Source organism: Alteromonas sp. AMM-1 (genome assembly GCF_047290655.1).
Lineage (GTDB): Bacteria > Pseudomonadota > Gammaproteobacteria > Enterobacterales > Alteromonadaceae > Alteromonas > Alteromonas mangrovi.
In genome coordinates this window covers 1-9,660 of sequence record NZ_JBLBUE010000139.1, presented here as the reverse complement: position 1 = coordinate 9,660, position 9,660 = coordinate 1, and the positions used below count along the sequence as shown (strand labels likewise).

8 protein-coding genes are annotated in these 9,660 nt (G+C 45.7%); 6 read left to right on the top strand and 2 right to left on the bottom strand.

The features are described from left to right. The first annotated feature begins 305 nt into the window (after positions 1-305). Positions 306-599: an ArsR/SmtB family transcription factor gene (locus ACLR2L_RS16210; protein WP_140956683.1), complete on the top strand. Its 294-nt coding sequence runs from the start codon at positions 306-308 to the stop codon at positions 597-599. Positions 600-679: 80 nt separating this feature from the next. Here the strand turns inward: ACLR2L_RS16210 and maoP are convergent, their stop codons facing one another. Further along, a complete protein-coding gene (maoP, locus tag ACLR2L_RS16205) occupies positions 680-1,036 on the bottom strand; it encodes a DUF413 domain-containing protein (protein WP_413369554.1) in 357 nt (118 codons plus the stop codon). A 353-nt stretch (positions 1,037-1,389) separates the two neighbouring features. Here maoP and ACLR2L_RS16200 point away from each other — a divergent pair, with 353 nt between their 5' ends. From ACLR2L_RS16200 to ACLR2L_RS16180, 5 genes are all read left to right on the top strand, one after another. Then, positions 1,390-1,554, top strand: a complete 165-nt coding sequence (locus ACLR2L_RS16200) for a hypothetical protein (protein WP_181405059.1) — start codon at positions 1,390-1,392, stop codon at positions 1,552-1,554. Positions 1,555-1,670: 116 nt separating this feature from the next. Then, the gene (locus ACLR2L_RS16195; protein ID WP_413369552.1) at positions 1,671-2,510 is read left to right on the top strand and encodes a LysR family transcriptional regulator; all 840 of its coding nucleotides are present in this window, start codon (positions 1,671-1,673) and stop codon (positions 2,508-2,510) included. Positions 2,511-2,542: 32 nt separating this feature from the next. Continuing rightward, positions 2,543-2,896 (top strand): DUF2750 domain-containing protein, encoded by a 354-nt coding sequence (locus ACLR2L_RS16190; protein ID WP_413369550.1) that lies wholly within the window; start codon positions 2,543-2,545, stop codon positions 2,894-2,896. A 322-nt stretch (positions 2,897-3,218) separates the two neighbouring features. Then, the gene (locus ACLR2L_RS16185) at positions 3,219-4,523 is read left to right on the top strand and encodes a ribonuclease J (RefSeq protein ID WP_413369548.1); all 1,305 of its coding nucleotides are present in this window, start codon (positions 3,219-3,221) and stop codon (positions 4,521-4,523) included. Between the two features lie 170 nt (positions 4,524-4,693). Beyond that, positions 4,694-8,962, top strand: a complete 4,269-nt coding sequence (locus tag ACLR2L_RS16180; RefSeq protein ID WP_413369546.1) for an EAL domain-containing protein — start codon at positions 4,694-4,696, stop codon at positions 8,960-8,962. On the opposite strand, the gene ACLR2L_RS16175 is transcribed toward ACLR2L_RS16180, so the two are convergent. Beyond that, positions 8,959-9,660: molybdopterin cofactor-binding domain-containing protein (locus ACLR2L_RS16175; RefSeq protein WP_413369544.1), on the bottom strand; the 702-nt coding region annotated here is incomplete at its 5' end. The genes ACLR2L_RS16180 and ACLR2L_RS16175 overlap by 4 nt on opposite strands.

The window sequence follows — 9,660 nt, the reverse complement described above, 5'->3', positions numbered from 1 at the left end:
CCCGAAGGGAGTGGCCAAAACGACTTACATCTGTGTTGCGCCCTCTGGACATAGAATGACTATGCCTCAGAGTTCGCGTCGTGATCTAAGTCGTTTTGACTCACTCTGAGAGGGTAAACTACTATGCGAATTGGTATAAGCAATAGGCCAGCGAGAAGGAAAAGCCTAAAATGGCAATTTTTGCGCAGGGATCGCAAACCTGATTAGCTGGTCAAGTAAAATATACTAATAACTCTTGCGAATTCAATCGCTTTGGCGTTCAATAAAGCAATAGCGAGTTGTTAACCACGTGTAAGGTGTTAGCTATGGACCCATCCCAAATGCTCAGCCGGGCTGAAGATGCAGAGCAGTTTCTAAAGCAGTTATCCAATAAGACAAGATTAATGGTGTTGTGTTCATTAATTGAAGGAGAGCGCTCGGTTACCGAGTTACTTAACAATGTGCCGGTTACCCAACCAGTGTTATCACAACATCTTGCATTGCTTCGTGATGCACACCTGGTGGCAACGCGGCGAGCAGGACAGACAATTTATTACCGGTTAGCTGATGATCGGATAAAGCAGCAAATGGCGCTGCTATATCAGTTCTTTTGCGCCTGAGTACAGCAGTTTGGCATGCCAAACATGCATGCCTTGCTGATTAAATGTGGCTCAAAGAAAAAGAGACGGAAAACCGTCTCTTATGCTACATCGAATTCATCGTCACTGTAGTCGTCATCGTAATCAGACTGATTACTTGCAGTGCTATGCAACGTATAAAACTGCTTCCGTCCCCTGGCAAGCTTGATGTATTTTAACCAAGCCTTATCCAACGGGGTTTCAACAGCTTCTTCGCCTTTGAGCATAGCAACAAAGTGTTTTTCGTCGGCAGTTTCTGGTGTTAATTCACCCGATTCTAAACCTGCTAATGTTTTGCCATACTGACTAAGCAAGTTCGCTTCACTAATACTGAAGTCTCCGGACTTTTTAAAACCGTACGGAAAATGCTGACGGTCGATAAAAGGCTTTTGTGGTACACGTATATCTGGCGTCTTCATGGTGCGTTATCTCTTGGCATAGGATAGTTGCACGCACTTTTAAGTGAAAAATTATCAAATGAAAAACAAAAAATTTTTTTCTTCACCAGAAAAAAAATTGGTTTACATATTGATCAAACATTCATACCAACATTACAACCGGTAAAGCATAGAAATAGAGCTGCTACAACCTAGTAAAATCAGTGGTCTACGTGTTTTTTTTCTTGAAAATGATACAGCGTGGTGCATCGCTTGCTTAAAAAATGGTCAGAAATATCATTTGTCGTCACGATAAAAACTATTCGTTTCCGTTTTTATTTCACCGATGAATAATTAAGTTGTTACACCCAAGTTTGTTATTACCAGAGAAGAAAATGAGTAAAGACTATCGTTACCAACGGGAAGAATGGGATTCGGTAGAGGATGAAGAATCTGCCGAGCATCGTAAAACTCACAAGCGTGCGCAGGACGTTAAACACAAAAAACGTGAAACGCAGCGACGAGAGAAAGAGCGCAAGTCCCATTACGAGTCCAATTGATGGAATGATAAGCACCTGTCCCGGTTTGGGACAGGTGTAGCCTGTTTTTAATTTACTTTGTGGTAAAGATATGACAGCGTATGCGTATCGGCGAGAATCAACTATACGTATAAGCAATGGATATCCGCTTTTTAACTACTTTTATTGAAGTCGTAAAGACCCGTCATTTTGGTAAAGCTGCAGAGAATTTGTACCTCACTCAGTCTGCTGTGAGTGCAAGAATTAAGCAACTCGAAGAATATTTTCACACCACGCTGTTTATCAGGCATCGCAATAGTATTCAGTTGACGCCAGCAGGCGAGAAGTTACTGCCATTCGCTGAACAATTAAACGACATACTCCAACAAGCCAAACAAGAACTGCAACGAGAAGCAGGTGAATACCTTGTGTGCGGTGCCAGTCAGTTGAACAATGAAATTTGGATGCCTGAATTACTGCATCAAATCCATCAGCATTTTCCTGAATGGGCTATCAAGGCCGAAGTGTTAACATCAGAACAAATTTCGCGACAACTCCACGAGCGTAGTGTTGATATTGCATTTTCGAGTGAGCCGCTAAAATCAGAAGAGTTGAACGGCCAGTTGCTGAAATCCTTACCGCTGGGTCTGTTTAGTATCAACCAGAAGAGCATCGATACCGCGGCGGATCAATTTGTTGCAATAGACTGGGGAAGTAAAGCGCGGGACGAATTACTGACCCATTTCCCCGACTTCAGGGATGCAAAATTCACTACTAACTCATTGCGCCTGGCACTCGCCACATTGAAAGCGGAAGGTGGGGTGGCGGTTTTACCTATTGGTCCTGACTGGACACAATGGGGGCTTAGCAACGTTGAATGTGTTGAGCAGTTTCACAAAAGCCAGTGTAAACTGTATATGTACCACATGAAATCGGTGCGCCGCTCAATGGTGCCTGATGTAGTTAAAGTGGTTGCCAGTAATTTTGCCGCTGGGTAAATAACGTAAATCAATGAACAAGAGAGACAACGATGTGGTCAGATGACGCATTTTTAATGCTGCCCCAGGAACAAAGACCGGCTAAATTTTTTGAGCAGGTGAGAGCCAGCAAGGAAGTATTCATTCTTAACGACAAGGATGGATGCGTAATGCTAACGTCTGACGATGAAGATGGTGTACCGGTATGGCCAACGGCGGGTCTTGCACAAATGTGGGCTAACGAAGAGTGGTCTGAATGCGAGCCCAAAGCCATCGATTTAGACACCTGGTTATCCCGTTGGACGATTGGCTTGAGTCGTGATTTGCTGTGTGTCATTGTTGCTCCCGCACCAGGTGAAGACAGCGAAGTGATGCTTCCAGAGGATTTTGCTGAAAAGCTATTGTAGCAATAATCTGCAGAAGTAATATTGTTTCTGCCTTGTCTGAGCTGTTCCAAAGATAATGGTTTCGCAGGTTAGCTACGATTTTTTGCGTTGGCGCTGATCCGCGTTGCATTTTATGTCGTTACTATTTCAAAGAGGCCAAATACACGGTTTGGGTATGCGTAGTGCCTTTTCGGTGTATTCATTTGTTCCGGCGTAAAGCCAATAGCGTCTTCACAAGTGTTGGCGTTTGATTTGTGCGGATTCAGGAGGGGTTATTTCAGATTTCATACCACAGCAACAGGATTTGTGGTTTGTTCCCATTGGGGGCACAGGTGAAATAGGGATGAATTTCAACGTTTACGGTCATAACAAGCAATGGTTGATCGTAGATTGTGGGGTGTCTTTTGACGAACCGCTGACAGCACCTTATTTACAACCCGACGTAGCCGACAATTCCAGACATCACGTAGTGGCGCCCGATCCATCGTTCATGAGTGAGCGACGGCAGGATATTGCTGCCATGATAATTACTCATGCCCACGAAGACCATATCGGTGCTGTTGCTGCCCTCTGGCCCCGATTGCGATGTATGGTGATCACTACACCTTTTACCGCTGCGGTTTTACAGAGAAAATTGGCTCAGGCCGGATTAGTGGATCAGGTGCCGGTTGAGATTGTCCAAACTGGCTCGAGCAAAACCGTGGGGCCCTTTACTATTCACTGGCTCGCTATTACCCATTCCATTCCCGAACCACAAGCATTGCTTATTCACACCCCGGTGGGCACTGTGCTGCATACGGCGGACTGGAAAATAGATGCTCAACCGGTAAGTGGTAATCCTTTTGACGCTAAGCCTTTCCGGGAATTAGGCAATCAATCACTGTTGGCGGTGGTGGGTGATTCCACTAATGCCACTAAATCCGGCTTTTCAATTTCTGAGCGTATTTGCGCGGAAGGATTGCTTTCTACTATCAAAGCTTGCCAGGGCAGAGTGGTTGTGGCGTGTTTTGGCAGTAATATTGCCCGTTTGATTTCGCTGGGAAGGATTGCACAGAAAACTGGCCGATATTTCGCCTGTGTCGGCAGGTCGCTGGAAAATATGGTAGGCGTTGCGCGAGAAACAGGTTACTGGCCAGACGATATAACCGTGATCACGCCCGCGCATGTTGGTTATTTACCGCCGGACGAAGTGCTGGTTGTAGTAACCGGGAGTCAGGGAGAGCGGCGGGCCGCGCTAAATCGACTGGCTACGGATTCACTGCCATTTTTTGAACTGGAAAAAGGCGATACAGTGATATTTTCCAGCATCGTAATTCCCGGTAATGAAAAGCTGGTGGAGCGATTGGTTGAAAAACTCAACGGTAAACAGATAAACGTGATTCAATCAGAACATTCATCTTTACCTATTCATGCCAGTGGTCATCCCTGTGCTGAAGAATTAAAGTTGATGTATCAGTGGACTCAACCTGAAATCGTTATTCCTGTACATGGTGAGCCAGAGCACCTTGCTGCACACGCGGCATTGGCTAAATCTGTTGGGGTAAGGAAAACTTACGTTGGGCGAAACGGTGATCTTTATCTGCTTGCTCCCCAGCCTGGGATACGGCGTGATCGGGTCAAAGTGGGTCGAATTCCACTCGCGCAATAATCGATAAAAAAATATCCAATCAACTCACTCCAAGTCGTCAAAAATACAGCTTTTTCTTGCTGTAAACGTACAAATTATGCCGTGAATATGCTATCTATAAAGAAAGAAGGCGGTGAGAACTCACGCCAAAATAAGAATACCCTGTATACAGGGAAATTTGAGTACAAAAGATGTATTGGTACAGGTCATTGGCGTTATTCCAACGGTTTCTAACACTTATCTTGTTTAGCGTGTTCGCGTATTCGGTGAGTGCGTCGGGCAGAATGTTGTCGGAACAACCTATTTTAAGCTCTCCGGTTACCACACCGTTGTCAACAAAACAGGGGTTAGCTCAGGACAGCATTAATCAACTCTTTATCGACCACGACGGTTTTTTGTGGATAGCATCTGATGGCGGTTTGGATCGCTATGACGGTTATAGAGTAGAGCATATTCAAGGGCCTGATGATGTGTTGGCCGCCTCCCCGGTGAATGCGGTATATCAGGACAGCTCGCGGCATCTTTGGATCAGTACGTCCAGCCGTGGGGTTTATAAGCTTGATCTTACTACCAATATCTACACGCCGGTACTGGAACTAAAATACATCGACTCGCCGGAATACCAGCAATTAGTTAATAAATTCATTGAATTGCCTGATGGCAATATGCTCATGTTGTTCGAGCAAATGCTGCTTCACTACAATACCACTACGCAACAACAAACAATTCTTTATGCGATTGATGCCGATAGGAAAAACAACACGCCCTATTTGCGCGATATGTTACTTATCGACAACCTTTTGGTTATGGCTACATCGGTGGGGATGTTTGTCAGCAGCGCCGACTTTAAGGGCAATATTGGCAAACTGAAATTCCTGCCCATTGAGCACCGAGCTGATGTTGAGCTGAATATGGACAATGCCAATGCCAAGTCGTTAATGACTGATAGCTTTGGGAAGTTATGGATCGGCACCGTAGCAGGTTTATATTCCATGCCTGTGCAGAATTTGCATCAGGCTTTTCGCGCTGCACATCAAACTGTATCAGGCACCAAACTTGAAATTGCACAGCGCAATATCTGGCAAATCCGACAGGCCAATGATTCGTTGATTTGGCTGGGTACCGACATTGGTTTAGTGCGAATGCAACTAAACAATGGTTACTGGGAGGCCGAATATGCTTTGGATCCTGCGTCTGGTTTAGAAGCGTTATCCCGCCAGGAAATCAGAGCGCTGGCATTAGCGCCAAATGAGGGCCTGTGGATTGGCACTTACATCGGCGGGGCTTTTTTCTGGAGTCCGCAAAGCCTGAATTTTACCATGCTGCAAAATCAGCGTTATAGCAGCAATAAAACCGTGTTGTCTGACAATAATGTGTGGGCACTTCACGAAGATGCCGAAGGTATCCTGTGGATTGGCACCGATAACGGACTGACACGATACGATCCAAAAACAAAAAGCAGCAGTTTTTACCTTCAGAGTGAAGGTATCCCACCGCCTTACAGCATGCATATTATTCAACGTATTTCATCATTGAGTAACGACACGTTGTTGTTACAAACGTTTGCCGGACTCTACGAATTTGAGAAAGAAAGCGGTGCGTATAAGCAGTTAACGTTTGGCAAGGATGCTGATGAAGCAATGTATATGACAGGTATGGCGCGGGATAGAGCCGGCAATGCGTATTTTATTGCAGACAATTTTTACCGCTACAATTTTGATAATGACACACTGGAAGAATTACCCGCCCTCAATCATGACATCTCGTTAAATCTGTCTACTAACTTTATAGGTGTGAATCCGGCTAATCCACAGCAGATGTTACTGGCTTCCTACGATGGGTTGTGGGCGTACAATACCGAGACGCTGCAAGTAGCAAGAGTGCATCAATTGCCCGATATTGTGCGGGCAGGGGATTTTGCACCAGATTCAGTGCAGTTACACAACAATGTATTATGGGTGGTTTATCCAGGTTACGGGCTGGTAGGCCTGGATGCCCATAATTACCAGCAACGTTATTTCTTTGGTCCGGATATTCTGGGGCAAGGGGCGTTTGTCTATGGCCTGCTGGCCGATAAAGATAACAACATCTGGTTTAGTTCTCACAGCGGTTTACGTCGCTTTTCGCCCGATAAGCTCACCTTTAAACATTTTCAGTACGGGCGTGAACTGAACGTAGCCGAGTTTAACCAGGGAGCAAGTTTGAAACTGCGGGATGGACGTATGGCCTATGGCTCTCCCCGGGGCGTGGTGATTTTTGATCCGGACACAATAAATGCTGAATATCAAAAGTCAGCGCTGCAGCGAAATGTGAAGCAACTAGTGATCAGTGGAGTGAGTTTGTCTTCCAGGGAACTTGGTTTACCAAAACAAAATCTGGCGGGATTACATCTGCCACTCAAGTATGATGACTACGGCCTGACCATCGAGTTTTCTCCTCTGGAGTTTAGCGCTCAAAAAGGTACCCGGTTCCGTTATGTTTTGACCACTGGCCGTCAGGTGCTGAGTGAAGATACTACCTTTGATACCAAAGTCGTGTTGCCTTCTCTGCCTGCCGGAAACTACCGATTTGAGGTAATGCCTGCCGGACAATACAGTGATCAGACGATTTTGCCAGTGAGTCTGACTATAGAGGTTGATTATCCGCCATTTCTTTCACCTTTAGCCTACACACTGTATGCAATTTGCTTTGTGACATTACTAGGTGCCTATCTGATTAGCCGGCATTTACAGTTAGTGCGCTTACAGCAGGCACAACAACAGGTGAAATTGTTTGGCAATGCATTCAGACACACCAGCGACTGGGTAGTTATATTTGATCAGCATCACCGTGCCGTTGCCGCTAACCCTGCTTTTGAAAGTGCCTTTGGGATTACCGACAAAGACAGGCTGGACAGACAGTTACAGCGCTTGTATCAGCAAGACCCCAAGCTAGAACGGCAATTGGCAGGCCAACTGCGTCTTCTCAAAGACGATGATGTATGGAAAGGCGAAGACAGTATCGTGATGCCTGATGGACGCAAGTACGATGTGTTAATTGATATTAATGTGATGCAGGGCTCTGCCAAAGACAACGAAACTACGCATTATCTGGTTGTTATTTCTGATATCTCTGAACAAAAGAACGCAGAACGAAAGTTAGTTAAAATTGCCAATTTTGACAGCTTAACCGGCTTGGTTAACCGCAGTTTATTGCTGGATAGACTGGAACATGCCATTGCCAATGCGGTAACACACGAACATACCGTTGCCGTATTATTTGTCGACCTTGACCGTTTTAAAGGTATCAACGATTCATTAGGGCATGATTATGGCGATAAGCTGTTAAGGGTAATTGCTAACCGCATGCTCAACCTGGCATCGAAAAGTGACACCGTAGCGCGGTTGGGCGGTGATGAGTTTGTGATTGTCATGGAAGAGATAGAAAACGAAGGGTCTGTATCTAAGTTTGTCTCACAGCTAATTGAGTCTATTGAAACACCTATATCACTGGGTAAAGAGGTGTTAAGGGTGTCGTGTTCTGTGGGGATTTCATTCTTCCCGGATGATGCTACTGATCCGGCTGAACTGCTAAAACAAGCTGACGTAGCCATGTACAGTGCCAAAAAAGATACCCTTAGTGCGTTTATTTATTACACCAAAGAAATGAACGAACGCGCCAAGGAGCGTCTGGCACTGGAGAATAGAGTGAAATCTGCCTATCAGGAACAGGCGTTCATTAATTATTATCAGCCAATCATCAATCTCTCCTCGGGCAAAACTGATGGCGTAGAATTATTGCTTCGCTGTCATTATCAGGACGAGTGGATTTCGCCAGCAGAATTTATTCCGGTACTGGAAGAAATGCGCCATATTATTGAAATCACGCGGGTTGCCGCCGCTCAGGCAATCAATGATATGAAAATATGGTATGCCAACGGATTCAAAGGCTATGTGTCTATCAATTTATCGGCACTTCATTTTAAGACGCACTTCGACTTAGATCTGATAGAAGCGCTGCTGCGTGAGGCGGGATTACCCAATTCGGCAATACGGTTTGAGATTACGGAAGGGGTATTAATCGATCAGTCGGATGAAGTGCTCAATGAACTTACCCGTATTCGCGATGCCGGATTTAAACTGGCCCTGGATGACTTTGGTACAGGGTATTCCTCACTGAGTTATCTGAAGCGATTCCCATTGCAAATACTCAAAATCGATAAAAGCTTTATCGACGATATTCAGGCAAGTGGGGAAGAAAATGCGCTGGTACAAACTACCATTAATCTGGCACTGAGCTTAAAAATGGATTGTATTGCAGAAGGGATAGAACATTCTGAACAAGTGCGGTATTTACTAAATCACGGCTGTGTGCGGCAACAGGGCTATTACTTTTCCAAACCGGTTGATGCCAAAACGGTTGCGCCACTGCTAATGAAGCAGTGGCAGGTACCGCCAGAGGATTTTACACCGACTATTTAACTCCCTTTTACGCTCAGCGGGATGGGAAGTTCACGCAGTCTCACGCCCGTCGCTGCAAACAGCGCATTGGCTAATGCTGGGGCAGCCGGAGGCGTTGGTGGCTCTCCCACACCGCCTGGCGGCGCAACTGAGTCAACAATAGTAACCTCTACCTCTACCGGGGTTTGTGGCATTCTGGCTACCAGGTAGTTGTGAAAGTTTGATTCATTTATTTGCCCATTAGACGCCGTTATCTGGCCAATAGCGCAACTTATCCCGTAAATGATGCCGCCTTCACATTGTGCTTTTACGTGCTCAGGATTTACCACTGTGCCTGCATCAAGAGCAACGTAGGCTTTGGGGATTGACCAGGAACCACTCTTGTCCACTTCTACTTCGATGATAACTGCGGCATAGGTTAAAAACGAGCGATGTGCAGCCAAGCCTAAATAGCGGCCTTGTTTATGTCGCTGCGCCCAGTTTGCTTTTTCGCACACCGTGTTGATTACATTTTTCAGACGGGCAGTGTCAACCGGGTAGGCGTCCAGTGGATCGCCATAGTTACCGTATTTTGCGTTGCTCTGAGCAAAATCAATATGGCGGTCCGGGCCAATTAACTCCAGTAGTAACGCCTGTTGATCCTTACCTGTGTGGTGTGCAATTTCATCTACAAACGACTGAATGGCAAAGGCGTGGTAAACATTGGCTACGCTGCGCAT

Excerpts from the sequence above, each read along its gene's own strand:
- ACLR2L_RS16210 (WP_140956683.1), top strand. The coding sequence starts at position 306 with ATGGACCCATCCCAAATGCTCAGCCGGGCTGAAGATGCAGAGCAGTTT.
- maoP (WP_413369554.1), bottom strand. The coding sequence starts at position 1,036 with ATGAAGACGCCAGATATACGTGTACCACAAAAGCCTTTTATCGACCGT.
- ACLR2L_RS16200 (WP_181405059.1), top strand. The coding sequence starts at position 1,390 with ATGAGTAAAGACTATCGTTACCAACGGGAAGAATGGGATTCGGTAGAG.
- ACLR2L_RS16195 (WP_413369552.1), top strand. The coding sequence starts at position 1,671 with ATGGATATCCGCTTTTTAACTACTTTTATTGAAGTCGTAAAGACCCGT.
- ACLR2L_RS16190 (WP_413369550.1), top strand. The coding sequence starts at position 2,543 with ATGTGGTCAGATGACGCATTTTTAATGCTGCCCCAGGAACAAAGACCG.
- ACLR2L_RS16185 (WP_413369548.1), top strand. The coding sequence starts at position 3,219 with ATGAATTTCAACGTTTACGGTCATAACAAGCAATGGTTGATCGTAGAT.
- ACLR2L_RS16180 (WP_413369546.1), top strand. The coding sequence starts at position 4,694 with ATGTATTGGTACAGGTCATTGGCGTTATTCCAACGGTTTCTAACACTT.